We start from the raw sequence: 25539 nt of genomic DNA, 5'->3' as shown, positions 1-25539 counted from the left end.
CCTGTCAGCCCACCTCGTTCTCCGCGAGCGCCCGCCCCTTCACCGTCACGTCGCCCCCGTAGAACATCCCCGTGAAGACCGGGCTGTAGGTCATCTGGACCTCCACCTCGACCTGTTGGGCGTTGGCCGTCACGCAGTGGGTGTTGGCCACGTCCGCGCCGATCAGGCCCGCTTCCTCCACGAAGGCGCGGACGCGGGCGCCGCAGTTCTCGTAGTTGATGGGCGCGCCCTTTGCGCCCTCGTAGATGCCCTCGGTGTCGAGGTCCTGCGCCGCGTAGCGCGCGGCCTGTTCGGCGATGTCCGCGGCGCGTTCCCGCTTGGAGATGGACAGGCCGCCGTCGATGACGAACGCGGAGAGCGTGAGGAAGACGATGGCGAAGATGATGACCGCGCCCGCGCCCGAGCCCCGGTCGTCCAGGTGGGCGCGGCGGGCGTCGAGCCACCCGCGTACGACCGATGGGAGCTTCACGCCGACCTCCGGTACGGGTCGAGCGGCGAGCTGAACTCGGCCTTCAGCGTGGTGGCGACGTCCAGGCCGAGCATGGCGAGGCCCTTCACGCGGCAGCTGACCTCGACCGTGAAGAAGGGGTCGACGTCCGGGTCGAAGCCCGCGCTCTTCTGGATGACGCTGACCGGGCCCGAGCAGACGTCCGCGAGGTCGGCCTGTGCGGCCTTGCGTGCCTCGGCCATCGCCGTGCCGTGCTCCTTCTGGATCGAGCCCGCGCGCGCGGCGTCCCGCGCGGCGCCGTCGATGGCCCCGCGGCCGTCGACGAGTTGGCCGAAGGCCACCAGAACCAGGATGAAGAGGATCATCACCGGGGCCAGGAACACGACCTCGATGCTGGAGAGCCCCCGGTCCTCGCGCAGCCCGGCGGCGGCCGGGGCGTCGCGCGGTGCCTGCCGCGTCACTCGCCCTCCTCCACGAACCGCTCCACAGGACCCGCCGACTGCGCGTGCACCGTCATGTCGAGGCCGGGGAAGACCGAGGGCACCTTCGCCGTGATCTCCACGCCGACCGTGTTCTGGCCCGGCTCCACCGTCTTCACGGTCGGGTTGAGCACCAGCTTCGGGCCGAGCTGGCGGATGTAGGCGTCGGCCACGTCGCGTGCCTCGCCCCGCCAGCCGCCCGCGTTCTCGTCGGCCGTGGCGCGGGCCTTGCGCGCGCCCGCCTGGGCCGCGGCCTGGGCGACGTGGTCCGCGAAGAAGTACAGCGCGAACTGCACCGTCGCGAAGATCATGAAGAACAGGACCGGGGTGAGCAGCACGAACTCGACCGCGGTCATGCCGGATTCGCCGCGGGTGGAGGCGGCCTCCACCCTGCGGCGTACGAATCCACGCATTCCTCGCACCCGAACCCCGTCGCCCTTCACGATGCCCTCAGCGGCCCCCGAAGTACCCGCGTCAGCAGGTGCTGCCGGCGTCCGCGCCCTCGATGCAGTCGCTGACCTTGTGCGCGCCCTTGTCCAGGGCCGCGTTGATCACCGCGGCGACCACGCCCACGATCGCGACCACGACGGCCGAGATGATGACCCACTCGACCGCGGAGGCGCCGCGGTCCAGTTCGCCCGAGCGGGCGCGCTGCACCCGTCCCTGCAAGAAAGTGATCATGAAGTCCAGGCCCGGGTTACCGGTGCTGAAGTTCCGTCCGTTCATGGTGAGTTGTCCTCTCAGGAGTGGTGGGGGGATGAGTGCCGGTCCCCGTTGTCGTCCGGCACCGCCGTCGTCGTTGGATCGCTGCCGCTAGACCTGGAACACGCGCATCGCCGCCGGGTAGATGAGGAAGACCAGGAATCCCGCACACAGCATCAGCTGTGCCACCAGCATCGACTGGGACTTCTCGCCCGCACTGCCCTCGATCTCGGCGAGTTCGCGGTGTCGCATCGTCTCGGCACGGGAGGCGAGCGACTCGCGCACCTTGGCGCCGTCGTCCGCCACCAGCGCCAGGGACGCCGACAGGTCCTTGAGCTCTTCGACGCCCAGTTCCTCGCCGAGCGAGCCGAGGGCCTGCCACTGGCTGACACCCGTGATCCGGGCGTCGGCCAGAGCGTTTCGAATGCGTTGCGTCGCCCATCCGTCGGAGACCTCCGCCGCCGCCATGAGCGCCTCGGGGAGGCCACGGCCGCCCGCGAGGCTCATCGACACCAGGTCCAGATAGGCGCCGATGACGCGGCGCAGATCGCGCCGCTTGTCCGCCGCGTCCCTGCGTACTTCCAGGTCCGGCAGGAAGAAGAAGAGCACGCCGAACATCAGCGCGAGCCACACCGGGATGATCGGGCTCCTGCCGACCCCGAGCGTCCAGATGACGGCGAAGAGGAAGGGCCCGAAGAACACACCGGCCGCGGCGAGCAGCACCTTGGTCGCCAGGAACTTCTCCCAGCTGCGGTCGAGGACCGCGAGGTCCGCGCGGAGCGAACGCTGCTCCCAGCCCTGCTGGAGGTAGAAGTCGGCGACCCGCATGCCCACCCGGCTGCGCATGTTCCCGAGCCGGGTCGGCGCCTCGGTGTCCGAGGTGGCCCGGTGCGACTCGTAGGCCGCGCCGCGCGCCCGCATCGCGTCGATGCGGGCGACCGTCGCGACCGCGCTGCGCTTGGACGGCATCAGGGCGCGCACGAGGGCGAAGACACCGAGGCCGAGGACGGCACCGATCACTATCGGCATGGTCAGGCTCATCGACGTACCCCCTCAGGATTCGCGTAGCCGGGCAGGCCCTGCTGACCGGGATGGCCCTGCTGCGGCGCCTGCTCGGGGCCGCGCGGGCGCACGAACTGCACGCCCGGCTCGTCCTTGACGAGGAAGCGGTCCGGCGTCTCCACGGTGGACAGCTTGCGCAGCCACCAGAAGCCGAGCGCGAACAGGCCGCAGACCAGGGCGAGTACGGCCTGGCCCACCGCCGTGCCGTACGGCTCGACGAAGTCCCTGTTGAAGATCGAGAGGCCGAGCACGAAGGCGACCGAGACCGCCACCACGATCTGCACCGAACGCCGGGTCGACGCGCGCTGCGCCATGACGCGCTGGCGCATGTCGACCTCCTCGCGCGCCGACTTGGCGAGCGCGCCGAGGACGTGCCGCAGGCCGGGGCCGCGCAGCTTGGCGTTGAGGATCAGGGCCGCGACGATGATGTCCGCGGACGCGTCGTCGATCTCGTCGGCGAGTACCTGGAGCGCCTCGGGCAGCGGCGTACGCGCGCGCAGCCGGTCCACGAGGGCGTCCAGGTGCGGGCGCAGGACCGGGGCCGCGGCCCGCGCGGAGGCGGGGATGGCCTGTTCGAGGCCGACCGCGCCCGCGATGGTGTCGCGCAGCGACTCGGTCCAGGCGGCGAGCGCCTCGACGCGGCGCATCTGCGTGCGTTCCTCGGCGGCGCCGCCGAAGAGCTTGTCCCAGAAGAAGACGAGGATGCCGGCCGCGATGCCCGCGACGGCCCAGCGGGTCAGGAGCAGCACGACCAGGCCGACGCCGATCGCCGCGGAGCCGCGCCTGCCGATGAAGCTGATCAGTTCGCCCGCGCGCTGCGAGGCCTTCTGCTTCTCGTGCGCGGGCTTGGCGGGCAGACCGCGGATCGCGACCGCGAGGAGCGCGAGGCCGCCGCCCGCGGCGATGCCGCAGCCGAGCGCGTACAGGACGGGCAGCGAGAAGATTCCGCCCATCGAGCCGAGTGAGTTCATGTCGTGCTCACCCCCATTGCCCGGCGGGCCGGTAGCCGAAGGCCGCGAGGTCGTCCATGCAGGCGATCGGCGCGTGCGCGACGACGCGGCCGTCGGGCGCCTCGGCGAAGACCTCGCTGGAGAGCACCCGCCCGTCCACGCCGTTGACCTCGCGCACCGACGTCACCATGCGCTGGAGCTTGCCGCCGGTCTGGTAGTTGTTGCGCCGCTGGATGAAGACGACGAAGTTCACGGCGCCCGCGACGAGCATCTGGCTGGCCTCGATGGGCAGCCGCTCGGAGGCCTGCAGCGCGTACGTCGAGATGCGGTTGAAGACCTCGCTGGAGCTGTTGGCGTGGATCGTGGAGAGCGAGCCGTCGTTGCCCTGCGACATCGCGTTCAGCATCGTCACGATCTCGTCGCCGAGCACCTCACCGACGATGACGCGGGAGGGGTTCATACGCAGCGACCGGCGCACCAGCTCGGCCATCGAGATCTCGCCCTGGCCCTCGGAGTTGGGCAGCCGCTCCTCGAACGCCACCACGTTGGGGTGCAGATCGGCGAAGGTGTCCAGGCCGAGTTCGAGCGCGCGCTCGACGGTCACCAGGCGCTCGTGCGGCGGGATCTCGTTGGCGAGGGCGCGCAGCAGCGTGGTCTTTCCCGCGTTGGTCGCGCCCGCGATCATGATGTTCTTGCGGGCCCGTACGGCGCAGGCCAGGAAGTGCCCGACCTCCGGCGTCAGGGTCCCGTTCCCCACCAGGTCCGACATGAAGACCTTGCCCATGCGGGCGCGTCGGATGGAGAGCGCGGGGCGCCGCGTGACGTCCATGACCGCCGACAGACGCGAGCCGTCGGGCAGGCGCAGGTCGAGCTGCGGGTTGGCGGAGTCGAAGGGCCTCGACGACAGGCCCGAGTAGGCACCGAGGATCTGGATGAGCTCGACGAGCTCCTCGTCGGTCTCGGCGACCGGGTCGGCCTTGACCTCGCTGCCGTCGGCGAAGCCGACGAACACCTGGTCGTAGCCGTTGATGTCGATGTTCTCGACCTCGGGGTTGTCCAGCAGCGGCTGGAGCCTGCCGACGCCGAAGAGCGCGGCGTGCACGGCGGCCGCGTACTGCTCCTCGGTCTCCGCGTCGAGCGGGGTGCGCCCGGCGTTGATCTCCGCGCGCGCGTACTCCTCCAGGATCTGCGCGATGACGGCGCGGGCGTAGTGCCGCTCGTCCTCGCCGGACATCGGGGTGACGCCGGAGACCTGGTCGAGGCGGCGCTGCTCGGCGATGCGGTCACCGGCGTCCTGCCGGAACCGCTTGACCAGCTGATGATCGACGGGTGCGCTCATCGGCCCGCCCCGGCGGTCGGGTTGGCCCAGGCCGCGCCGTACTGCTGGTACAGGTCGACGGTCACCTTGCGGGCGGACCGGATGAGCAGCGACTTGTCGAGCCTGCCGCGCCTGCGCCCGGCCAGCTGCTCGGCGCCCGCCGGGTCGTCCGCGAGGGTGCCCACGACCCGGGCGCCGGTCTGCGCGGCCACCAGCATGTCGTTGACCTGGTGGACGAGTTTCGCGGACGTCGAGGGGTCGGCGATCAGCAGTACGCCGATGAGCGGCTGCGCGAGCGTCGCCGCGCCGCGCGGACCGCCGTGCAGCTTGGTCGCGAGGGCCGCGGCCCGGTCCCGGACGCGCGCGATGGCCTCGGGCTCGGTGCGCGAGACGAGCAGCACGAGCGCCGCCTGCGGGAAGAGCTCGACGGCCGGGGTGTCGCCGCTGATCCGGCCGCAGTCCGCTATCACGTCGGCGGGCGCGTTCGGGGAGTCGGCGAGCTGCGAGAAGGCGCGGCCGAGGGTGGGCCACAGGCCCGCGAGCCCGGCGGCCTGCTCGGCGATGCCGAGGCCGACGAGCACTTCGAGCCCGCCCGACAACGGCTGGGTGTGGTCCCAGAGTTGGTCGGGCACCAGGCCGCGACGGGCGGTGGCGGCGATGCTGAGCATGCCGGTGTTCGGGTTGAGCGGGCCACCGTGCGCGGCGGCGCTGCGGTAGACCAGGTCGCCGCCCGCGGGGTCGGTCTCCGCGACGAGCACGCGGCGCGGCCAGACGGCGGCGAGCGCGACGGCGGCGGTGGTGACGCCGGGGGACCCCTTGTCCGCGGCGAGAGCGATGAGCGCCATGTCTCTTCTACTCGCCTCTAGTTGCTGTCATTGGTGACGCGGACGATGACGACCTTGCCGTCGGACGCGGAGCTGGCGAGCCCGGCGACCTCCTCCTGCGGTACGAGGAGGGTGATGTTCAGGTTGCCCGTGCTCACGGTGGCGTCGCTCTTGGCTGCGACGGTGTTCACGCGGGCGGAGGCCACCAGCGGCTCGCCGCCCGCGGCGCCGCTGCCGCTCGCCGAGCCCTTGCCGGTGGAGGTGCCCGAGACGACCGGGTAGGCGGCGACGGTGTCACCGGACTTCAGGTCGGAGGGGTACTGGCCTTCCTTGAGGGAGAGACCGACGGAGGCCTTACCCGCGGGCAGCCCGGAGCTCTTGGCGAACATCTCGCCGACGGCGATGGAACCGGCGGGGATGGCGCTCTTGGCCTTCAGCTTGGAGAGGGCGCCGCGCTGCTCCCACGGGATGTAGTGGATCGACGTGTCCTCGGCGACCATCACGGACTTGATGTTCTTGTCCGCGTCGGGCGACTCGCCCGCCGCGATGGGCGCGACCACCTTCACGACCTCGATGCGGTCACCGGCGCGCAGCACGAGCACCGTGGCGCCGAGGGCGCCGACGAGGATGAGGAGTACGGCCAGAGCGGCAAGTGCCGGTTTGCGCTCGCGAGGCGGCGCGGGAAGGCGCTCGCCGACACCTGGCTGAGCCGGCGCGGCGGAACGGTTGTTGCCCGCCCCCATACGCTCCTGGATCTTCACGCAACTGCTCCCCGCACGCCCAAGAAGATTCGGTCAATTTCCGTCATTCGCGACACTCGCGACTCTCTACGCTCCACCTCGGGCGGGCTATTCAGCCCCAGGCTCAGTGTCAAGTCATCGCACCGTATCAGCAGCACATAAGCCCCTCAAGGCGCGTTAAGGATCGTGAAGCGCGGCCCTCTCATCGTTATCCACGCGCAATCCTCGCCCTCTGGTTCCGATGTCACCCCGGGGTCTCAGGGAGCGGGATTGATGTGCGTACGCGAATATGGAGGCTTTACTCAACTGGGGTCGAGGGGGCCTCGGGTGGCGACTTTCATACGGTCCCGTCCGGCTCGCGGGAGGTCCACGCCATGATCGGTCGGCCCCAGGAGGGACGCCGGGCGGAGCGGGAACGGTTCCCACCCTCTTCCCATCCGCCACGGCATGCGCCACGCCACTCAAAAGGGGAGCCGACGCCTCCCGAAGCACCACCACCGAACGCCCTCCGGTCCTCCGCATAACCCACGCAACTGCGGGGCGGCGCTGCTGACGTGGGTGGCTGGACTACGGGGCGACCGGGACGACCGACCAGCCGGAAACGGACTCCGGGGCAAGGCGAGCCAAGGGATGCCAAAGGTGGCTAAAGATGGCCAGATCGGCACGTATGCCTGGACGACGACTCTCACCGACCCGAGCGGGGAGCCCAACACGCGCCTGCGGCGACCCAGTTGGCCGTTGGCTCGGGTCAAACTCCCAGCGACCACGCGGCGTCAATGGCGTCGCGAGGAATATTGGGGTCCGCCCAATCCGCCGTCACAGCCACCCAGCCGCGCGCATCTCCCCGGACGGAGAATTCCTGCGGGACGACCAGCCCGTGTTCACCGGCATAGCGCACGGTGTCCGACCGCCAGACCCATTCACCATCCGTCTTGACCGATGAACACCCGGGCAGAACGAAGCCGCAGACAATCACCGCGGGGCCGCCCTTCAGGTATCGACTCCTGGGCCAAGGCCCAGGTGCCGTATGGCATCGCAACACCGATGTAGTTGCCCAGCCCTTTGCTGGACGGCGGTGGCGGGCCCGCCTCCTGGGCGAATTCAGCTCCTGAAGCGCCGGACCAATGAACCCACCGACCCCTATCAACCTCTCACACTCCGACGCGAGGAGCTCCACAAGAATTCGTTGAACCGTAGACCAAACCCCGTCCAGTGCACGGCATTTGACGGCTCAATGGTTCGGACCTTTCGCGCACGCAGAGCAGTGACTCGCAATCCCTCGCACGAAAGAGAAACCAACCCCCCATGAAGACCCCCACGACAACCTCCACGAAGACCCGCACGAGAACGGCCGCCGGACTCGCCGCCTCCGCCGCCGCCCTGGCGATGGTCGCCACCTCCGCGCCCGCCGCGCACGCCATCATCGGTGGCACCGAAGTCTCCAATGACGCCTACCCGTTCATGGTCGCGCTGATGGAGAAGGGCTCCGGCAGCGCGCTCGACCGGCAGTTCTGCGGGGGGAGCCTCGTCACGGCCGACACCGTGGTGACGGCCGCGCACTGCCTCGTCGACGACGCGGGCAAGCCCGTGAAGCCCAAGTCCCTCCAGGTGGCCGTCGGGCGTACCGTGCTCTCGGCCAAGCAGGGGCAGATACGGAACATCGCCAAGGGCGGCGTGGTCGTGCACCCGCGCTACCTCAAGGGCAAGGAGGCGTACGACGTGGCCTTCCTGCAACTGGCGAAGCCGGTCAAGGGCATCGCCCCCGTCGCGCTGCCCACCCAGGGCACCGACGCCCTGATCCGCCCCGGCCAGAAGGCCACCGTCGCGGGCTGGGGCAACACGGACACCGAGATGACCTACACGCCCGACCGGCTGCGCCAGGTCAAGGTCCCGATCATCTCCCACGCCGAATGCGGCACGAGCTACAAGGAGTACGACTCGAAGGTCAACTTCTGCGCCGGGGTCGAGGGCAAGGACTCCTGCCAGGGCGACAGCGGCGGCCCCATCTTCCGCAACGTGCCCGGCCGCAGGGCCCCGATCCTGATCGGCGTCGTCTCGTACGGCGACGGCTGCGGCGCGCAGGGCGCCCCCGGCGTCTACACGTCGCTGAGTTCGGCGAAGCTGTGGAAGACGCTGGACGAGTCGCCGGCGGGCAAGAAGGTGAAGCGGGGGCTGCACCGCCGCTGAGGCAGGGCGGCAGGTGAGCCGATGGCCCGGGGCGTCATGCGCTGACGCCCCGGGCCCACCGAACTCGGCGAGGAACCCCCGCGCCGCCTCGTGGATCTCGAAGGCCCCGTGCTCGGCGAGGGTCCTCTCCCACTCGGCCGTGGCCACGGACCGCCCCGGGTACCACCCGGCCGCCCGCAGCACGCGGTCGGTCTCCGCGGACCATCGCTGTCCGAACTCGTTACGCACCCCGGGCCCCTGGTCAAGTGGTCAGCGGTACCAGTCTTCGCCCGCGCTCCCGAGCGCGCTGCGCAAGAAGCTCTCAAGGTGCGGCGAGACCCAGTTCCGGGAATCCGTCTCGTGGTCCCACACGAACACGTCGTCCCGCTCCGGGGTGCGCACGAAGGCGAACTGGTCACCGCCGCCGTTGTCCCCGAAGAAGAGCATGGAGTCGAACGGCATGTACAGGGTGCGGTACTGCTCATCGGTCCTCAGGGACGAGTTCTCCGACAGGATCTTCTCCGCGGTCCAGATGACTTCCGTACCGTACTCGTCTTCGACGCCGTCCGTTTCCAGGAGAAGCGAGGAGAGAGACGAAGGGAGCGATTGCCCAAGTCCGCTTTCAATAGCGCGAATTCTCTCACTCTCCGCCGCTTCGGACAGTTGCACATCCGGGAATTCTGCAGCAAGCTCACGCCACATGTTGCTCCTTGAGGCTATCTGATGCGCGGTTGGAACCAGTTGCCCAGCTTATCATCCACCTTACTGACGTGATCGAGGACTTCCTGCCGCGTGGGGGCGGGGTTCGCGTTGTAGAACTTATTCCATTCAACGCGTATCGCACTGAGGTGGACTTTGCTGTTGATGTCGCCCTTAGGTATGCCGCGCAAGTTCTCAAGCGAGTGGATCTCGTCCGCCGAGAAAAGGTTTGGATAGCGCTTCAACACCTGCTGCTCGATGGCATGGTGCACCACCACCTTTCCCTTGAGAGCCGGATGCGCGTCGAAGAAGGTCTTCTTGTAGCTGTGACTCGTGGTGCTGCCGACAGCGCCCTCCTCCCTGACCGGTATCCCCTTGCCGAGGACCGTCTCGTTCCGCGCGGCAGCCTGCTTCGCCGCGTCCTCGCAGGGCGTCAGACCCAGCGGGTCGACCCATGTCAAAGGATTGCGGACGTAGGAGGCGGGGTTTGGCCCCGGCGCGAGGCCCAAGGGGTCCTGCGTCAAGTACCGGGCGATTTGCGGGTCGTAGTACCGAAAGTGGTTGTAGTGCAGCCCGGTTTCCGGGTCGAAGTACTGACCGGGAAAGCGCAGTGGCGTGTAGGCGGCAGCGCCCGAGTCCCACGTCGTGGTACCCCAAAGCGTGCTACGGGCACGCCAGGCGATTTCCCCCGTTTCGTCGATCAGTTCGGTGGGTGTGCCGACCAGATCGGTGACGATGGCGAAGAATCGGGAGTCGATTTCTTCGTCGGGCGCACCCGCGACGGTCAGCCGCTCGGTCTGGGAAACAGGAGTAAGGCCCTGGTAGTCCCACGTGAGGACCACCTGATGAGAGAACTCGGCGGACGTCGTGCTCTGCTCGCAGAGGTTTATGCCGTCCCAGGTGAAATCGACCCGTTCGACCACCGTCTCACCGTCGGATGCCATCCGGAGTTTCGCCGTGCGACGCCCCAGCGGGTCGTAGGTGTAGCGCCACCGCACGCCGTCCGGGGTGACGACCGCGGTAAGGCGGTCCTCGACATCCCATTCATAGCGCCAGGTATCCGGGCCACGGGAAAGCCGCCGCTTCTGACGCAGGGTCATACGCCCTAGGTCATCGTGTTCGTAGCGAATGTCTCCCGCGCGGGAGATACGGGTACCTGCATAAGTTCGCGCTCCTGTGGCCTCATGCCCGGGGTGAGTGCGAGGCCAGTCGCTGTGGGCCACGTTGCCGGCCGAGTCGTAGGCGTAGGTCTCGGTCCAGTTCGGAGCACGAACGGCGGTGACGCGCCCCATCGGGTCCAGCTCGAAGCGGCGGCTTCCGGAAGCCCGGTCATCGATTCCGGTGAGGCCGCCGTCGGCACGGTAGGCGTAGGAGCGGTGTTGGACGGCTCGACCGTCGATGCCGGTGACCGACTGGCTGGTGAGACGACCCACCTCGTCGAACGCATGGACCAGAGTGACGCTCGTACCGATGCGGCGGGCCTCTGTCCGGCCCGAAGGGTCACGGTCGAAGCCGATGACGCGACCGGACGCGGTCAGCCGGGCAAGACGGCCCGCCTCGTCGTAGGCCCAGGAACTGGTCGCACCGGAGGGCGTCGTACGCCCCACTGGCAGCCCTGCTTCGTCGTACGCGTACGCGAGCCTGCGTCCGTCGACCGTCTCGGCAAGGGGACGGCCGGAGCTGTCCAGCTCAAGGACGAGAGTGGAATCCGGGCCGACGGCGTGCGTGAGGTTCCCGAGTTGGTCGTAGCCGAAGGTGGTGACCGCGCCGTCGGCGTCCTTGCGGAGAACCTGTCCGAGCACGCTGTGCTCGAAGGCGATGGTCTGGCCGAGGGCGTTGGTGCGCGAGGTGAGCCGGCCCGCGGCATCGTGGGCGTAGACGAGGGTACGACCGTCGAAGTCGGTCTCCGAGATCAGCTGTCCGGCCGCGTCGTAGCGGTAGCTCCACGTCAGCCCACCAGGGGCGGCGACTTGGGTCAGACGCAAGGAAGGGTCGTAGCCGAACTCGTACCGTGCCCCGTCGGGGTCGGTCCGGGCCGACAGAAGGTCGAAGTGGGTGTACTCGGAGAAGGTCGTGTGGCCCGACTGATCCGTGTGGCTGGTGCAGTTGCCCTCGCCGTCATAGGTCCAGGTCTCCGTCGCACTGTCAGGAGTGGTCCGACCGATGAGCAGGCCCTCTCGCGACCAGGCCAGACGCGTGGTGCGCCCTGACTCGTCGGCGAGGGCCACGGAGCGCCCGAAGGCGTCACGCCGGAGGAACGTGCTGCCGATCGCGTCGATGATCTCAAGAGGCAGACCCGCCGGATCGCAGCGCACCGTCGTGACGCGGCCCAGCGCATCCGTGACGGTGAGGGGGTGGCCCGCCGGGGTGTAGGTGCTGCGCGAGGTCGTCCCGGCGGAGTCGGTGAGTTCCGTGCAATTGCCGCGCTCGTCGTAGCCGTACCTCCACGAGGTGCCGTCAGCGAGAGCGATGGACGTGACGAGGTTGAGTTCGTTGTACGCGTAGCGGACCACGGCCCCATCCGGCCCGGTCCTCTCCACCGGTTGTCCCAGTTCGTTGTTGACGTAGGCCGTGGTGTGTCCGAGCTGGTCGGTGGTGGCGGAGACGTTGTGGTGGGTGTCGTAGGCGGTGGTGACCGTGGCGCCGAGCGGGTCGGTTTCGGCGACGATGAGGCAGTGGGCGTTGATGGTGACGCGGGTGGTGGCGCCCTCGGCCGTGGTGATCTCGGTGATGCGGCAGTCGGGCCGTGCGGGGTCGGGGAGGTCGTAGGTGAAGGTGTTGGCCATGTGGCCGGCGATGCCCTGCTGGCCGGTGCAGCGGTCCTGCTCGTCGTAGGTGTAGGTGTAGCGGCTGTCGTTGGTGTCCTGCCAGGCGGTCAGGCGCCGGTGTTCGTCGTAGGTGAACCGCAGTGGCAGGCCGCTGGAGTTGGTGACGGCGGTGAGGTTGCCGTCGGTGTAGCCGTAGCGCTTGAGCACGGTGTCGGTGCCGTCCGGGTCCGGGTCGGCCAGGCTCAGGACGGTGACGCGTTCGTCCTCGACGGTGAGTGTGAGGTGGTAGCCGCCGCTGTGCCGGATCGCGGTCGGGGCGCCCTCGGTGTCGTACGCGAAGTCGATGGTGTTGTGGTTGCGGTCGGTGATCCGGGCCAGCAGGGCCACGTCGTCACCGTCGGTGGGTGGGGCGAAGTGGCGGGTGTGGCCGGTGACCGGGTCGGTGAGGCGGTAGCCGCCCTCGCCGGTGGCGGTCAGGGGCCAGCGCGGTCCGGACTCCGGGAGCACGGGGGTGCCCGGCGTTTCGGGGTGCGGGTAGGCCAGGAGCATGCCGTCCTCGGTGACGAACACGAGGCCCTCTTCGTCGGCTTCCAGGCGCTGGTCCAGCGTGGAGGTCCAGGTCGGGCCGAACCAGCCGCCGCTGCGGTAGCCGGAGGCGACCCGGCGGGTGAAGACCAGCGGCAGCGTGCCGGGCAGCGTCACGTCGGTCTCGGTCAGGAACATCTGCCCGGTGGCCACGTCCACCGGGTCACCACAGCCCTTGATCTTGCTCTTGACCCGGTTGAAGGCACCCTTCGCGCCGTCTTTCAGGGCGGTGCGGGCCGACTTGAAGCCCTTCAGCCCGCCCTTGAGCCCCTTCAGGCCCTTGCCGAGTTTGGCCGCGGTGGTGATGCCCTTCATGCCCGGAATGCAGTCCAACGCCGCGAACGCCACGTCCATCAACGTGGCTTGGCCTTTCGCGTATTTGCTCAACGTGTCCGCAAGCACGATCGCCCCGGCCACGATCACGATCGCGGCGAGGATCGGCCCGCCCACGATCATCGCGATGATCCCCACGATCGCGACGACGACCTTGCAGACCGCGACGATGGTGTCCCAGTTGTCCGAGACCCAGTCGCCGATCTCCTCCCACCACTTGCGATTCCTGATGCCCGCGTCGGAGGCCTCGTCGATCTTCCGCTTCGCCGTGCTCGCCGCGTCCTCGCGGATCTTGCGGGCGTCCTCGGCCATCTTCTTCGCCGCCGCCAGCGCGCCCTGCGCCGAGGACACGTCGGACTTCGCCGTCGTCTGGGCCTTATCGGCCGAAGTGGCGTTACGGGTGGCGGCCTTGACCTTGTCCGGGTCGGGCGGCGGAACGTTCTTGCTCTTGGAGCCGCCGTCGTCCTTGTACTTGTCGGCCTCCTTGCCCGCCCGCTCCACCCACGAATCAGCCGACGACAGACGGGACTTGGCGCTGGACAGGTCGGCCTGCGCCTCACGGCCCTTGACCAGCGCCTTGTCCGCCAGGGTCTGGGCGCGCTCCAGCTCGGGCCAGTACGCGGACAGGGCGTCGCCCGCCATCTCGTAGCTCTTCTTGAGCTTCTTCAGCTTGGCCGGGGCATCCTCGAACTTCTCCGTGAACGCGTCCGCCGTCTTGCCCGCCCACCGCAGGATCGCGTCCTCGCCCGCCATCCCCTTGATGTCCCGCAGGACCCGGCCCACGTCATCGGCGAAATCGTGCAGGTTCTTGGACAAGCTGCGCACCCGGTGCGGATCACCCGGCGTCGGATCCTTCTCCAAGTCCAGGACATGCCAATCGCTCGGCCGATGGCCCCCCATGCGTCTTCCCCCGTCGCATCCGCAATCTCAGTCACCCTGAGCGGATACGAAAGTACTAGCCAAGCACCCCTGGTGTCCCCCTCGGGCGACGCTAGTCCGCAAACCGGAACGTAGACGTCACCGCATCGAAGATGTCGAAGAACGAGTCCGCGAGTTCGAGGAGCTGGCTGCTGCCCGAGACCAGGGCGACCTTGCCCTCCTGGCCCGGTACCGGGATGAACGTCTGCATCAGGACCACGCGCATCGTGCGTTCGTCGCCCGGTACGGAGACGTCCTCGATGCCGTACGTCCGCGCCGCGAGCCCCACGCCGGGGATGTCGACCGTCGTCACCTTGCGCCACGCGTCGCCCTCCCGCTTGGCCTCGCGCACACCGAGCTGGGCGACGATGCGGTCGGGGTCCGTCGGCAGGACGTCGCCGTTCGGTGTGCGGGCGCCGACCAGGGAGACCGTGACCGAGCCGGTGACCGGGGTGTCGCCACCGAAGCTCTCCGCCATGCAGCCGCAGTACAGCGCGCCCGACTGCCACGCCTCGTGCGACGCCTTGCGCAGGAACGCCTCGTACGTCTCACGGTGCGGGGCCAGCTCGGGGCGCTCGCGCACACGGTCGTTGAGCATCTGCCGGATCGCGGCGTCCCGGGACTCGGGACGCACGTCGAACTCCCACCACGTCTCCGGCACCTTGATGCTGAATCCGCCGCGCGCGATGGTCTGCGGTGCTGTGTAGCGGGCCATGGTGCGCCCTCCCCGTCGTTCCCCGTGGTGATCGGCTCCGGCCGACCCCGTTGTGATCGGCTCCGGCCGCCCAGCCTACGAGGCGTGCGGGACCGGGGCCTTCACTCCCCCGGTCACTCCCCCGTCGCCCCGTCCAGCCGCTCCCTGAGCAGGTCCGCGTGGCCGTTGTGGCGGGCGTACTCCTCGATCATGTGGGTGAGGATGTAGCGGAGCGAGTACTCCTCGTCGTGGAAGCGGACCGTGACGTCCAGGTCGTCGGTGGCGTCCACCAGGGCGCGGGAGCGGGCGCACTCCGTGTGCCAGATCTCGAACGCCTCGTCGGGATCGGCGCCCGCGACGTCGAAGTCGGCGTACTCGCCGGGCACCCGCGGGCGCCAGTTCGCCCGCAGGTCCTCGCCGTTCAGGACGTTCCTGAACCAGCTCCGCTCGACCTCCGCGAGATGTCTGACCAGGCCGAGCAGGGACATCTCCGAGGGCGGCACGGCCCGTTCGCGCAGTTGGTCGGCGGTCAGGCCCGCGCACTTCATCGCGAGCGTCTCGCGCTGGTACTGGAGGAAGGCGGTCAGGGAAGCGCGTTCGCCGGCGCCGGAGTGCGGGGGTTCGGCTCGACGGTGGAGCGCGGTGCGTATTTCGGCGGTCTCGGGCATCGCGCCATCATGCCGACGCGTTCCCTGCGGGCGCATGTGGATTTCGGCCGCTCCGGTGGGTCGGGAGGAACTGGTGGGTCGGTAGGAACTGATGGGGCCGGAGGAACTGGTGAGGTCGGAGGGGTCCTCGTGGTGGTCAGCCGACCGGTCCCCATGCGCGGCGCGGGCCCTCCGGCTCGTCCGGCGCCACCGCCGCTCCCTGTCCACCCGCTCCCCGTCCATCCGCACCGTGCCCGCGCCCCCGCCCACGCACCAGCCCGACCAGTCCCGCCACGAGCCCGGCGAGCGCGGGCAGTCCGATCAGGCCCGCGAAGCCGAGGAAGAACCAGCCGTCGCTCTCGCCCCGGTCCAGCGCGCGAACCCCGCTCACCAGGACGGCCACGAACAGGACCGCCCAAGGGAGCAGCCACGGCCAGGGGTTGGGCCCGGGTACGGGAGGCCCGCCGCGGCCCTCGCGGAAGGCCGCGTACCAGTAGCGGGCGCACCACCAGGCGACCGCGAGCACGGAGACCGCTCCCGCGCCGAGCCCAAGGCGCGCGAGGCCGCTCAGCCCGTCCCCGAACGCGGTGGCGGTGAGGATCGCCCCGGCCAGGCACATGAAGAGGCAGAGCATGGTCCCCGCGACGAGACGGTGGCGGCGGCTGCCGCTGAGGGATCCGGGCGAGATGTACATGGCGACACCCTAGGGCCGCCGGGCGGATGACCCGTGGAGCCGTGAACGCGCGTGCCGTGGGCGGAAGTTCATGTCGCCGCCGCGCCGACGAGTGCCCCGTGACTCCCCGGCGTACGGCCGAGTAGGGTGCCGGGACGTACGGCCCCACCCGTCACTCACCGCTCAGCCGCCCCGGACCGGCGGCGGACAGGAGCCCCTTCATGCAGCGGACCCGCACGGCCGTCGCCGCGTCCGTCCTCGCCCTCCTGTCGGTCGCGGCGCTCGGCGCCTGCTCGGGCTCCGACGCGTCGGACGACGGCTCGGACGCCAAGTCCGCGCCGTCCACGGCGCCGGAGAAGAAGACCCAGGACCCGGCCGCCGAACTGGGCGAGGCGGCCCTCGGCAAGAGCGAGGTCAGCGGGTACACGGTCAGGAAGCCCGATCAGAAGTTCGCGTTTGCCGGGTCCAAGGACCAGGTCAAGGTCGACAAGGCCGCCTGCGCCCCGCTCGCGTACGCGATGAACCAGTTCCCGCTCGGCACCCCGAAGGCCGATCTCACGCGGGTCGCCTCGTCCGGCGGCAAGACCGTGGGCGCCTTCACGTACGTCTCCCTCGCTGCGTACGGGAACGGCGGCGGGGACGCGAAGGCCGCCTTCGCCGGGCTCACCAAGGCCGTCGGCGCCTGCGGTGCGGGCTTCACCGCGAAGGGGGGCCAGAGCAGCACCGCGTACGACTCCGTCGCCCCCGAGACCGCGCCCGTGCCGGCCGGCGCCGACGAGTCGACCGCGTTCAAGGCCACGACCAGGTACGAGGGCGTCACGCACACGATGCGGACCCAGGCCGTCCGCCATGGCGACACCCTCGCCGTCTACTTCGCGGTGGACGGCATGGCCCTCGTCGAGAAGCGCTCCGGTGACGCGAAGGTCGCCGCCGCCGTCCTGAAGGCGCAGAACGCGAAGCTGGGATAGCGCGGCGGCGGAGTGGCCCGGACTGATCCAAACGAAAGGCCCTAACCCGCCGCCCGCACACTGATCCACCCCGCGAACGCGTCGATGTCGTCCATCGCCCCGAGCACCCGCCGCGGATCCGGCGCCGCGGCGATGACCACTACATCGACTGCATCGACTGCATCGCACCCGGCCGCCTCGTGCCGCCACGCGTACCGCACGCCCGCGACGATCGTGCGGTCACCGTCCGTCCGCGTGTACCGCAGGGAGCGCAGGCCCGTGCCCAGCGCCTCGGTGGTGAAGTCCTCCACGATCGGCTTCTCCACGAGCGCCGTGTCGTCCGTGGAGACCAGGGCCCGCAGGGTCTCCTCGCGCTCGCCGTCCGCCTCGACCGAGGCGACGTACACGGGAAGCGGCATGTCGCGCGGGTCGGGCAGGTGGAGGTAGACGTCGAATCCGGGGTGGCTCTCGGGGAACCGTTCCGCGCAGGCGCGCAGCGTGGCGGCCAGGCCTTTGACGTCCTTGCGGGTCGGCTCCAGGTCGGTGTCGCCCCACCACGCGTCGGACATGTAGCGGCCCCACTCCTTGGGGCCCTTCCACGGCGTGCCCGCCCAGGAGTTCGGGATCCGCATCCACAGGTCGGTGTCGTAGTCCACGTGCGGCCAGCTCATGCTCGGCTCCATCGGAAGGTGCTCATCATCGCGTCAAACAGTTCTACGAAGAGGTCGGCGAGCGCGTCGTCGGGGTCGGCCTCGCCGAGCGTGGAGAAGACGACGCCGAGCCAGCGGCCGGGGTCGCCAGGCACGGGGACGACGTAGTCGACGCGGTGCGAGGCGAGTTCGCCGCCGCCCGGCGCGTCGGCGGCGACCGTGCGCTCCGTACGGACCGCCCGTACGCCGTCGAGCTCCGCCATGGTCGTCTCGCCGTCCCGTCCCGGTGCTTCCAGGAGGCGGCGCGAGACGGCCGACGGGTCCACGGCGACCTCGTCGGGGAACTTCATCTCCGAGACCACGATCGAGGCGGGCACCGCGATGCCGTGCATCCGCTCGATGGGCAGGTAGAGGTCGAGCCCCTCGGCCTTGCGGGCCTCCGCCACGGCGTCCTTCAGGCGGCGCTCCAACTCGCGCCGGTACGGCCCGATCCGGTCGCGCGGCGCGTCCGCGGGCAGCGTGGCGAAGGCGTCGTCGACGATGGCGCGTATCGCCTCCTCCGTGCCGGAGCGCATGGGTATGCGGACCCACTCGGGCGGCAGGATCAGCTGGTAGCCGTGGGGTGCGGTGGTGGTGCGGTCGGTCACGTCGGCCTTCGGCGGAATGCGGTCGGTCATGGCTTGCGCCCTCGCAGGGCACGGAACTTGGGCAGTCCCCACTGAACGAGCGGCGCCGTCAGCGGGATCAGTACGTAGAAGACGGAATCGGTGACGAACCCGGTCAGGCCGTTCAAGAGGGCGTGGGCGAAGACCACGACCGGAATCCCGAAGTCACGCTGCGGCGAGCGCTCGTACTTCAGGATCAGCCCGATCACGAGAGCCGTGGCGACGACGCTCGCGGGTCCAAGGACATGGCGCACGACGAACGTCGTGACGTCATCCGACGCGGCAGCCACGATCATGGCCGCGCAGTACAGGAGCGGAGGCACCAGCGAGATCACGCGCACCGCGGCGACGTCCTTGCCGTAGGCCTTTTCCGCCTCCTCCGCCGCCCGCTCCTTCTCCTCGCGGCTCCGGTCGAGGGCGGCGAAGTAGCGCTCGCCGGGCCGGCGGCGGTCTCCCCGGCTCACCAGGTGGACCCGACTTCGGCGGTGTACTCGTTCTTGTAGTTCTGGAACGGCTCGAAGTACGGCTTGTCGGTCCAGGTGTCGCTGGATCCGGCGAGCTTGCCGCCCAGGTCGATGCCCTGGCCCGCGGCGAAGACCTGCTGGTTGTGGCGCAGGTAGCTCTCGGCGCCCTGGCCGGCCGTGTGGACCGCGTCGTCGCCCGCGTAGGCGGCGCGCGTCTTCATGATGTCCTTGTACGCCACGGCCGCGTCCTTGTCGCCGCCCGCCTTGAGGATGTCCGTCTTGCTGACCTTGGGCAGCGGCGCCTTGGTGGCCACCTTCTCCGCGCCCGAGCCCGCCTTCGCGGCCAGCGCGTCGGCCTGCTCGATCGCCTCGCGGGCCGCGCGCTTCTGCGCCTTGGACGCGCCCTTGCTGGCGAGGGTGCGCCCGGCCTGCCCGTACACCTTGCTCATGCCGTTCTTCGCGGCACTGGTGGCGGCCTTCTTGGCGCCCTGCCCGGCGGCGAGCCGGGTGGCCGCCTGGCCCGCCTTCAGACCGGACACGGCACCGCGCCCCAGGCCCATGGTGGCCAGCGCGAACACGTCGAGGGCGACGTCCGCCCAGGAGCCCTGTCCGGCGGCGGCCATCCCCACTCTCGCCACAAGGACCGCGATTCCCGCGGCGAGGACCACCCCGATCCCGATGCCGGAGATGAAGATCGCCGCGATGGCGAGGGCGGTGGCGACATAGCTGGCGATCTCGATGACGACCTTCAGCCAGCCCGCGTTCTTGTCGATCCAGTCCTTGACATCGTCCCACCAGCTGTCGGTGAGCGGATCGTCGTCGATGGCGTTCTCGATCAGCGTGGCGTAGTGGTCGGCCTCGCTGTCGTACCTCTTCTTCGCCTTCTTGAGGTCCTTCTTCGCCTGTTCCTCGTCGCTCTTGGCCAGTTCCAGGGCGTCTGAGGCGGCGGACTGGGCGCCGCGCAGCTCACCGGCCCAGCCCGAGAGGTGCTTCTTGACGCCCTCGTAGCGCTCCGCGGTCTGGTCGAGCTTCTTGCCGAGTTCGGCGGCCCCCTCGGTCAGCTTGTCCGAGTACTTGCCCTTCAGGCCTTCCTTCTTGGCGATCTTGTGCAGCTTCTCCGCCTGGTCGCGCAGCTTCTTCGCGACGTTCGTCATGTGCTCGACTTCGTCGTCGACGTCCTTGGGGGACCCGGGCACCGGGTCGCTGTCGGCGAGCGGATGCCAGTCCGTGGGGCGCACCATGATGTTCCCTACTTCCCCTTGGCCTTCTCGCGCTTCGCCTTCTGAGCCGATTCCGCCAGGTCCTTGTCCGCCTTCTCGAAGGTCTTCCTGGTCGTCTCGACCCAGCCGCCGATCTTGTCGATCTCCTCGACGAGGCCCTTGCGGTGCCGGTCCCAGTTGTCGACGAACGTCGACATCGCCTTGGCCATGCGCGGCGCCCCCACCACGGCCCTGAGCTCCTTCTTCCAGTCGTCGATACCCTCGAACTCGCCCTTGATGCCGTGGAGTTGCTTCTCCGTGGTCTTGAGCAGCGTGATGTCGACCGACAGGTCCGGTGTGCCCACCCGCGTTCCCCCTTCTCGCTTCGTTCTCGTTCTTAGCCGGACGCGGGGCGGTCGAGCCGGAATCGCCCGCACAATTGATGGATCACGTACGGAGTCGCTTGCAGGAGCGCCGCGAGAACGCCCATGAGCACCGCCGTCCACGCGGCGGCGGGGTGGTCGTCCAGGAGCCGGACCCCGTACACGACGGAGAAGCAGGAGCCGACGGCCATGACCGCCGTGGACGAGACGCCCACGAGGGTGCCGGGGAAGCGGGACACCGCCCGCGCCTCCTTCCCGGACGCGGGGAGCATGCGCAGGCCGAGCGCCGGACCCTTGGGCCAGCCGCCGCCCCGCCCCGTGAGCGCACGTTCGCTCGCCGAGAGGGCGAGGGCGCTTTGCAGCGACGCCCATCCCTCGCCGCCGCCTTCGCCGCCGAACCACTGGAGCCAGGGCAGTACGGCCCTGATCTGACGGTCACGGCCGCGCAGTTCCACCCCCACGGGCGCACCGGACCGGTCGCGTACGAGAACCAGCGCGGTCACGGCGTGCGGCCCCCGGCGGGCGAACCGGTGCTCCTGCCCGGAGATGTCCTTGAGGACCAGGTCGTGACGCTCGACGCGGATCTCGGTGTCGCGGCGGAACCTGACCGTGGCGCCCGCGTCCGGGGCCGGTCGCGGGGTGATCGTGGTCGCCGGGCCGCCGGGGGCGGAGCGCCGCAGCCGCAGGCGGGTCCAGGCGCGCAGCGCGAGGCGGGCCGTCGGGGCGGTCAGGGCCGCGCCCGCCGACACCAGGGCGAGCCACGGCGCGGTGTCGTCGGAGAACAGGAGCACGGTGAAGGTGCCGAGCCAGAGGAACGCGGCGCCGCCGCGCGTCAGCCAGTACCAGGCGGGGAAGACGCTGCCCGGCGCCAGGGAAACGGCGTGGCGGCGGGTCCCCCGGTCGACGAGCGGGTCGTCCGCGTCCCGCACGGTGTGCAGGGGGATGCCCGCGGCCGCCAGCAGGCCCGCCACGCCGGTACGGCTCAGGAGCTGCTCCCCTTGTACGTAGCGCCGCGGCAGTTGATCGGCCTCGGGCAGCCAGTCGTCGAGACGCAGGCGGGCGAGCAACAGGCCCGCACTGTCCTGGAGTTGGAGCTCGCCCCAGGTGCCGGGGAGCGGCGGTCCCATGCGCTCCGCGTCCGGTCCCGCCACGTCGACGAACACGGCCCTGCTGATGCCGTCGTCCCCGACCGGGAGCCGCCGCTCGCCGGAGCGGGTGCGCAGCACCAGCTCGCCGCCGTCGGCGTAGAGCCGTGCGCGACGGCTCAGTTCGACGCCGGGGCCCGGCTGGGCGCGGGGTCTGAGGGCGGGCTCGGGCGGGGCGTCGGTGGTGGTGCCGTCCGGCGCGGGACGCGGCACGGCGCGGGGCGCGGCTCGCCTCACGGCATCGGCCGTGTCGTCGTCCATACCGGCCCCCGCGTTCATACCGGCCCCCGCCCGTAGTTCTACTACACCTATGTAGAGCGAAGCTATCATCGCGAGCGCGAACGGCTCGGGCGGCGAGGTCCGCCCGGCATCGGCCACATCCGTCACGCCCGTCGCGTCACGACACGATGACAGTCCGTCGAGATGGCACGACATATCCCGTTATCAATCCTGGCGGAACTGTCAACCCCCCGGTTAACGTCACTCCGTTGGAGACACCCCTCGCCCCATCGGGAGCCGACCGTGAATCGCCGCACCACGCGCACCATGCCTGTCGCCACCGCGCTCGCCGCGACCGCAGCCCTGCTCCTGACGGCCTGCGGCGGCTCGGACGGTGACAAGTCCAAGGACAGCGACAAGATCGCCGGGGCCGAACAGGGCGCGGACAAGCCGAAGAAGTCCGCGGCCCCGTCGTCCAACGACGAGAAGCCGGACGGCGTGGACCTCTCCCTGCCCGCGGATCTGAAGCTCGTCTTCGACTGGGACAAGCCGAAGGACAAGGAAGAAGCCGCGGCGCTGGACGACGCGCGGCACTACGTGCGGTCCATCTACAAGGGCGTCGCCGAGCAGTCGGCGAAGGACCCGGCCGTGGCCGCGTACGCGACCGACGAGGGCCTCAGCTACGCCCGCACCCAGATCCAGAGCCGGGTCGACGCGGGGCTCACCTCGACGGGCACCCGGCGCCACTACCAGGAGCAGACGCGCAAGGCGCCCAACGGCAACGCCGTCGAGGTGTCGTTCTGTGTGGACTCCAGCAAGTTCTTTTCGAAGGAAGTGAAGACCGGGAAGATCCGCAAGGGGAACTCCTCGGGACCGGCTTCGTACGACCACTTCAAGATCGTGATGAACAAGTTCCCGGGGAAGGACGACCTGTGGCGCGCATCGCTCGTGTTCGTGACAGAGAAGGCAAAGCAGTGCGCGTGAGACCACGGGCCGGCGCTGTCTGCCTCACGCTCGCGATAGCCGTCGGCGCCCTCATGACCGGCGGGACCGCCCACGCCGACGAGGACATCGGCAACGGCAAGGGCTCGGCGAAGACGGACGGCGGCAAGGACGGCGGCAACGGCATCTACGCCACAGCCAAGATCCAGTACTCCGGCGCCGTCGCCAAGGGCGGCAGTAAGGGAAACGTCACCTCGGCCGACGTCACCTGGAACCCGCCGCCCTGCTGGTACGCCCCGTACCTCGGCGCCAAGGACTTCAAGAAGAAGATGTCCGGGGAGCTCAAGGACGCCATGGGCAAGCCGGGCATGACCGGGCACGCCGGTTCCGCGCTCGCCCAGACGCGGCAGCACTACGAGGACGACTACGGCTGGGCGAACACCCCGGGCTACAAGGACTACAACGTCGACAAGGACGGCAAGGGGATGTTCTGGGCCGGGGTGGAGAACCCGGACGAGCCCGACTACCTCAAGCGGACCTCGTGCAGCGACCTGCCCTTCTGGGTCGACAACGGCGAGCCCGCGCCGGCGCAGTACGAAGAGGCCATCACGCCGAAGATGCTCTCCAAACTCGCCTACCAGCACATGCAGTTGCCCGACACGAAGGTGTCACTCGCGCCCGACGGCACCACCAAGGTGAACCTGCCCACGTGGGCCTGGCTGGACAAGGCCGCCTTCGACGACGTCAAGGCGACGGCCGCGGTCGACGTGCCCGGGTTCCACATCGAGGCGACGACGACCGCGACGCCCAAGTCCCTCACGCTCGAACCGGGCACCGGTGACGCGACCCTGATCCCCGCGAGCGGCGAGTGCCCCATCGTCGACGGCAAGATCGGCGAGCCGTACGCCAAGGGCAAGTCCAAGGAGACACCGCCCTGCGGCATCGTCTACAACCGCTCCTCCAAGGGCGGCACGTTCCCCCTCAAGGCCGCTCTCACCTGGGAGATCAGCTGGACGGGCACCAACCAGAACGCGGCCCAGCCCATGCCCGACGGGACCATCGAGGTCACGCAGGACATCGCGGTGGAGGAAGTGCAGTCGATCAACCGGTAGTGGGGCAGGGCTGGTTCGGATACCGGCCCTGGGCGCGCCCAGGCGTACGACGGGTTCCGCGGGAGCACCGCGGGAACCTGTCGAAAGTAAGGGCGCACCCACCACTATCGTCACTAGTGGGCCCCCACGCCCCATGGATATTTTCGTCCGGATTCCAGTCGAGGCGGGGGGCCGAGATAGTGGGTGACAGACTCAGAGCGGATCTGGACCTCATCAAGGACTGCTCGGATGCGTTGTACGGCATCCATCGCGAGTTCAAGGAGCACGGAGACCCTTCCGACGGATACGAGAAGGCCCTCGGCAGCGAGAAACTCCGCGACATCTTCGACGACTTCTCCGGCACGTGGAAGAAGACGCGCAAGAAGCTGATGAAGGACATCGAGAACCTCGCCACGTACACGGCCGAGGCCGCCAAGACGTACGACGAGGTGGACCACGCCCTCGCCGAAGCCCTCAGGGACGCCAAGAAGAGCGCCAAGAAGGGGAAGAAGTGAGCGCGCGGCCGGCCGACTGGACCCCGCTGTTCGACTCGGACCCGATACCGGGCGATCCACACGAAGTGGCCGCGCTCGGCAAGAAGTTGCGCCGGATGGCCGACGAGATCGACAAGCAGGCCAGGAACATCGAGGCGCTCGCCTCCGTCGAGAACTGGGACAGCGAGGCGGGGCGCGCCTTCCACGAGACGGCGGGCGACACCTCCAAGCGGCTGCGCGACGCGTACGACCGCTACGACGAGGCGGCCGTCGCGATCGGCACCAAGGTCGACGAGGGCGGCGGCGCGTCCAAGGAGTACGCCAGCGAGCTGAACCGCGCGCAGCGCATGGCCGACAAGGCCCTGGAGGAGTTCCGGGCCATGGAGCCCGAACACAAAGCCACCCAGGCGGCGTTGGCGAAGACCGACGGGACCGTGCCGTCCTCGGCGGAGGACAGCGTCGAGCGTTCGAAGCAGCGCAAGAAGCTCGACGACAGTACGCGGGTGATGTCCGGACACCGCCAGAAGATCATGCAGGCCCAGGAAATCCGCGACGACGCGGCGAGCGCCGCCGCCAAGAAGATCAAGCGGATCATCCATCACGACGGGGTCCGCGACCCCGGCGGATTCATGAACTGGCTCGCGGACCACGCCGACTGGTTCACCGCGGCGGCCACGGTCCTCGCGGTGGTGGCCCTGGTGGCGGCGGTGGTCCTGACGGGCGGCATCGCCGCGATCATCGTGGGCCTGGCCGCCGCGCTGAGCGCCACGGCGCTGACGGGCCGGCTGTACGACGTCTTCGCCAGGGGCGGGAAGTTCGACTGGGTGAAGATCACCGTCGACGTCCTCGGCATCATCCCCGGCGTCGGCCTGCTCAAGGGCCTCGCGGTGGGCGCCAAGGGCGTCACCCGGCTCGCCGCGGCCAAGGAGGTCGCCTGGGGCATGTTCACCAACGGCATCGCGGTGAAGAGCATCAACAAGGGCGTGGGCCTGGCGTCGAAGCTGCTGAGCGGGAAACTGGCGTCGAAGGTGCCGGGCCTGAGCAACATCGGTTCCAAGCTCCCGGGCGCGGGCTTCCTGCCGGAGAACGTGACGCGCTTCATCAAGGGCGCCGCGCTGGCGAACCTCGGCGTGCAGTCGGCGGTCAAGCTGAACCGGACGCTGCCCGACCAGAGCGACCAGGCGCCCAAGCACGTCACCCCCGACCCCGGTCCGGGGCCGAGCCCGAAACCGAGTCCGAGTACGCCACCGTCCACTCCGGACCGCCCGTCGCCCTCCCCGCGGCCGAGTCCGACGTCCGCGCCGTTCCACGGCGCGCTCGCACCCGCAGGGTAA

26 protein-coding genes and 1 pseudogene are annotated in these 25539 nt (G+C 69.7%); 6 read left to right on the top strand and 21 right to left on the bottom strand.

The window, feature by feature from the left end:
- Positions 1-4: 4 nt before the first annotated feature.
- The 9 genes from ACIO9J_RS37900 to ACIO9J_RS37860 all read right to left on the bottom strand — a co-directional run bounded on the left by ACIO9J_RS37900 (position 5) and on the right by ACIO9J_RS37860 (position 6544).
- Complete coding sequence (locus ACIO9J_RS37900) at positions 5-469, bottom strand: TadE/TadG family type IV pilus assembly protein (RefSeq protein WP_402009583.1); 465 nt, start codon at positions 467-469, stop codon at positions 5-7.
- The gene (locus ACIO9J_RS37895; protein WP_402009582.1) at positions 466-909 is read right to left on the bottom strand and encodes a TadE/TadG family type IV pilus assembly protein; all 444 of its coding nucleotides are present in this window, start codon (positions 907-909) and stop codon (positions 466-468) included. The genes ACIO9J_RS37900 and ACIO9J_RS37895 overlap by 4 nt, the downstream gene beginning before the upstream one ends.
- Positions 906-1340: a TadE/TadG family type IV pilus assembly protein gene (locus ACIO9J_RS37890; RefSeq protein ID WP_402009580.1), complete on the bottom strand. Its 435-nt coding sequence runs from the start codon at positions 1338-1340 to the stop codon at positions 906-908. Before ACIO9J_RS37890 ends, ACIO9J_RS37895 begins: the two co-directional genes overlap by 4 nt.
- Before the next feature lie 61 nt (positions 1341-1401).
- A complete protein-coding gene (locus tag ACIO9J_RS37885; protein ID WP_384548596.1) occupies positions 1402-1653 on the bottom strand; it encodes a hypothetical protein in 252 nt (83 codons plus the stop codon).
- Positions 1654-1740: 87 nt separating this feature from the next.
- Positions 1741-2670 (bottom strand): type II secretion system F family protein, encoded by a 930-nt coding sequence (locus ACIO9J_RS37880; RefSeq protein WP_402009578.1) that lies wholly within the window; start codon positions 2668-2670, stop codon positions 1741-1743.
- On the bottom strand, positions 2667-3662 hold the full coding sequence (locus tag ACIO9J_RS37875) for a type II secretion system F family protein (protein WP_402009576.1): 996 nt from the start codon (positions 3660-3662) through the stop codon (positions 2667-2669). Before ACIO9J_RS37875 ends, ACIO9J_RS37880 begins: the two co-directional genes overlap by 4 nt.
- A gap of 7 nt (positions 3663-3669) precedes the next feature.
- Complete coding sequence (locus ACIO9J_RS37870; RefSeq protein ID WP_402009575.1) at positions 3670-4980, bottom strand: CpaF family protein; 1311 nt, start codon at positions 4978-4980, stop codon at positions 3670-3672.
- Positions 4977-5804 carry a hypothetical protein gene (locus ACIO9J_RS37865; RefSeq protein WP_402009573.1) on the bottom strand — a complete coding sequence of 276 codons (828 nt, stop codon included), beginning with the start codon at positions 5802-5804 and terminating at the stop codon, positions 4977-4979. Before ACIO9J_RS37865 ends, ACIO9J_RS37870 begins: the two co-directional genes overlap by 4 nt.
- A gap of 17 nt (positions 5805-5821) precedes the next feature.
- Entirely contained in the window at positions 5822-6544 is a 723-nt protein-coding gene (locus ACIO9J_RS37860) for a hypothetical protein (RefSeq protein WP_402009571.1), read from the bottom strand.
- A 1284-nt stretch (positions 6545-7828) separates the two neighbouring features.
- On the opposite strand from ACIO9J_RS37860, the gene ACIO9J_RS37855 reads away from it, so the two are divergent.
- On the top strand, positions 7829-8710 hold the full coding sequence (locus ACIO9J_RS37855; protein ID WP_402009569.1) for a S1 family peptidase: 882 nt from the start codon (positions 7829-7831) through the stop codon (positions 8708-8710).
- A 45-nt stretch (positions 8711-8755) separates the two neighbouring features.
- Here the strand turns inward: ACIO9J_RS37855 and ACIO9J_RS37850 are convergent.
- The 6 genes and pseudogenes from ACIO9J_RS37850 to ACIO9J_RS37825 all read right to left on the bottom strand — a co-directional run.
- A pseudogene (locus tag ACIO9J_RS37850) lies at positions 8756-8857 on the bottom strand (hypothetical protein); the annotation flags it as partial.
- 102 nt (positions 8858-8959) lie between these two features.
- Entirely contained in the window at positions 8960-9391 is a 432-nt protein-coding gene (locus ACIO9J_RS37845; protein ID WP_402009567.1) for an SMI1/KNR4 family protein, read from the bottom strand.
- A gap of 14 nt (positions 9392-9405) precedes the next feature.
- Positions 9406-13974 (bottom strand): DUF6531 domain-containing protein, encoded by a 4569-nt coding sequence (locus tag ACIO9J_RS37840; RefSeq protein ID WP_402009566.1) that lies wholly within the window; start codon positions 13972-13974, stop codon positions 9406-9408.
- A gap of 91 nt (positions 13975-14065) precedes the next feature.
- Entirely contained in the window at positions 14066-14707 is a 642-nt protein-coding gene (locus ACIO9J_RS37835; RefSeq protein WP_402009564.1) for a hypothetical protein, read from the bottom strand.
- A gap of 113 nt (positions 14708-14820) precedes the next feature.
- The gene (locus tag ACIO9J_RS37830) at positions 14821-15354 is read right to left on the bottom strand and encodes a DinB family protein (protein WP_402009562.1); all 534 of its coding nucleotides are present in this window, start codon (positions 15352-15354) and stop codon (positions 14821-14823) included.
- A 136-nt stretch (positions 15355-15490) separates the two neighbouring features.
- A complete protein-coding gene (locus ACIO9J_RS37825; RefSeq protein ID WP_402009561.1) occupies positions 15491-16027 on the bottom strand; it encodes a hypothetical protein in 537 nt (178 codons plus the stop codon).
- 200 nt (positions 16028-16227) lie between these two features.
- Between ACIO9J_RS37825 and ACIO9J_RS37820 the strand changes: the two genes are divergently transcribed.
- Positions 16228-16974 (top strand): hypothetical protein, encoded by a 747-nt coding sequence (locus ACIO9J_RS37820; RefSeq protein WP_402009560.1) that lies wholly within the window; start codon positions 16228-16230, stop codon positions 16972-16974.
- A gap of 41 nt (positions 16975-17015) precedes the next feature.
- On the opposite strand, the gene ACIO9J_RS37815 is transcribed toward ACIO9J_RS37820, so the two are convergent.
- The 6 genes from ACIO9J_RS37815 to ACIO9J_RS37790 are packed head-to-tail and all read right to left on the bottom strand — an operon-like array spanning position 17016 to position 21720.
- Positions 17016-17624: a hypothetical protein gene (locus tag ACIO9J_RS37815; protein ID WP_402009559.1), complete on the bottom strand. Its 609-nt coding sequence runs from the start codon at positions 17622-17624 to the stop codon at positions 17016-17018.
- Positions 17621-18280, bottom strand: a complete 660-nt coding sequence (locus tag ACIO9J_RS37810; protein WP_402009557.1) for a hypothetical protein — start codon at positions 18278-18280, stop codon at positions 17621-17623. The genes ACIO9J_RS37815 and ACIO9J_RS37810 overlap by 4 nt, the downstream gene beginning before the upstream one ends.
- A complete protein-coding gene (locus ACIO9J_RS37805) occupies positions 18277-18732 on the bottom strand; it encodes a hypothetical protein (RefSeq protein ID WP_402009556.1) in 456 nt (151 codons plus the stop codon). The genes ACIO9J_RS37810 and ACIO9J_RS37805 overlap by 4 nt, the downstream gene beginning before the upstream one ends.
- Complete coding sequence (locus tag ACIO9J_RS37800) at positions 18729-19973, bottom strand: hypothetical protein (protein ID WP_402009554.1); 1245 nt, start codon at positions 19971-19973, stop codon at positions 18729-18731. Before ACIO9J_RS37800 ends, ACIO9J_RS37805 begins: the two co-directional genes overlap by 4 nt.
- 8 nt (positions 19974-19981) lie before the next feature.
- Positions 19982-20296 (bottom strand): hypothetical protein, encoded by a 315-nt coding sequence (locus ACIO9J_RS37795; RefSeq protein ID WP_402009552.1) that lies wholly within the window; start codon positions 20294-20296, stop codon positions 19982-19984.
- Positions 20297-20328: 32 nt separating this feature from the next.
- Entirely contained in the window at positions 20329-21720 is a 1392-nt protein-coding gene (locus ACIO9J_RS37790; protein WP_402009551.1) for a hypothetical protein, read from the bottom strand.
- Between the two features lie 285 nt (positions 21721-22005).
- Between ACIO9J_RS37790 and ACIO9J_RS37785 the strand changes: the two genes are divergently transcribed.
- The 4 genes from ACIO9J_RS37785 to ACIO9J_RS37770 all read left to right on the top strand — a co-directional run bounded on the left by ACIO9J_RS37785 (position 22006) and on the right by ACIO9J_RS37770 (position 25539).
- On the top strand, positions 22006-22662 hold the full coding sequence (locus ACIO9J_RS37785; RefSeq protein WP_402009549.1) for a hypothetical protein: 657 nt from the start codon (positions 22006-22008) through the stop codon (positions 22660-22662).
- Between the two features lie 53 nt (positions 22663-22715).
- Positions 22716-23732: a hypothetical protein gene (locus tag ACIO9J_RS37780; RefSeq protein WP_402009770.1), complete on the top strand. Its 1017-nt coding sequence runs from the start codon at positions 22716-22718 to the stop codon at positions 23730-23732.
- Between the two features lie 179 nt (positions 23733-23911).
- Positions 23912-24226, top strand: coding sequence for a hypothetical protein (locus ACIO9J_RS37775; protein WP_402009548.1), 315 nt, complete (start codon positions 23912-23914; stop codon positions 24224-24226).
- Positions 24223-25539, top strand: a complete 1317-nt coding sequence (locus ACIO9J_RS37770) for a putative T7SS-secreted protein (protein WP_402009546.1) — start codon at positions 24223-24225, stop codon at positions 25537-25539. The genes ACIO9J_RS37775 and ACIO9J_RS37770 overlap by 4 nt, the downstream gene beginning before the upstream one ends.

The sequence above is a fragment of the Streptomyces sp. NPDC087300 genome (genome assembly GCF_044744425.1).
GTDB lineage: Bacteria > Actinomycetota > Actinomycetes > Streptomycetales > Streptomycetaceae > Streptomyces.
The sequence above is the reverse complement of the archived record's forward strand: the minus strand, read 5'-3'. Positions and strand labels throughout refer to the sequence as shown.